General features: G+C 31.1%; 1 protein-coding gene. It reads left to right on the plus strand.

Annotation, left to right across the window (positions count from 1 at the left end):
• Positions 1 to 152: 152 nt before the first annotated feature.
• Positions 153 to 1,259: [Fe-Fe] hydrogenase large subunit C-terminal domain-containing protein (locus ACI3VO_RS14330; RefSeq protein ID WP_439758569.1), on the plus strand; the 1,107-nt coding region annotated here is incomplete at its 3' end.

Raw genomic sequence — 1,259 nt, forward strand, 5'->3', positions numbered from 1 at the left:
ATAAACTGTGATAACAGATAAGAAATTGTTAATAAAAAACATATATAGTATAATTAAACGAGTATAAGGAATTTTTTATAGGGGTTATTAAAATCAACTATTAATATATCTCTAAGGTTGGGAAAATATTTTATATCCTTGGAGGAATTATTATGTGGTATGTCAATTTAAAAAAGACTAAATGTAAAAGCTGCTATGCATGTGCCCGCGCATGTCCAGTAAATGCAATTAAATTCAAAAATGAGCAAGCTCAAATTTTAAGAGACAGATGCATTATATGTAATGAGTGCTCCAAAGCCTGTCCTCAAAAAAAATCAATATTAAAATCAGAAGTATCTAAAATTAAATCATTTATAAAAAGCAAAAATAAAGTTGCAGTATCGATTGCACCGAGCTTTGTTTCTATTTTCGGGGAAAATAGCCATAAAATACCTGCTGCATTAAAAAAACTAGGTTTTGACTATGTCGAGGAAACTGTAATAGCCACAGAGCCTATTTTAAATGAGTATTATAAATATGCAAATTTAGATGATGGAGAAAATTATTTTACGAGCTTCTGTCCAACGATAAATAACTTGATTGAAAAACACTTCCCTAAGTTTACTAAAAATATAATACCTGTAGTATCGCCTTTTCTATGTCATACTAGACTTATGAAAAGCAAATACAGCACTGATACAAAGGTAGTTTTTATAGGTCCTTGTCTAGCTAAAAAGGATGAGGGCTCTCTAGATATGAGTGTCGATGGAGTTATAACATTTGCCGAATTGCAAAGATGGTTCAAAAGAGAGCATATAGATTTAGACAGCCTTGAGGAAGGAGAATTCGATGTGATTTGCAAGGATAGGTTGTTATTTCCTCTAGTAGGTCAAACGACTCGTGTAGTAAACGACAAAAATCCAGTAAAAAAGGTAATCACAGTAGAGGGTGTAAATGATTGTATAAGTATACTTCATGCTTTAGAGCAGGGGCGATTTAAGAATACGATATTTGAAATGAGTGGTTGTATCCATAGCTGTTTAAATGGTTCTGGAGTAGATAATCACAGCATAACTTATCAGGAAAGAGAGATAAATATTAGAAATTACAGAGATAAATGCAAAATTAAATACAAGGATTATGACGACAAATATCCTTATGATGAGTATTTATCAAAAATTTCTTTGGATAAAAGCTTCTCTCCTAAAAAAGTCGAGTTAAAAATTCCAAATGATGATGAATTGCGCTCGATATTAAAATCTATGGGAAAAACTTCATTA

Origin of the sequence: Intestinibacter sp. (genome assembly GCF_051866655.1) — a bacterium.
Classification (GTDB): domain Bacteria; phylum Bacillota; class Clostridia; order Peptostreptococcales; family Peptostreptococcaceae; genus Intestinibacter.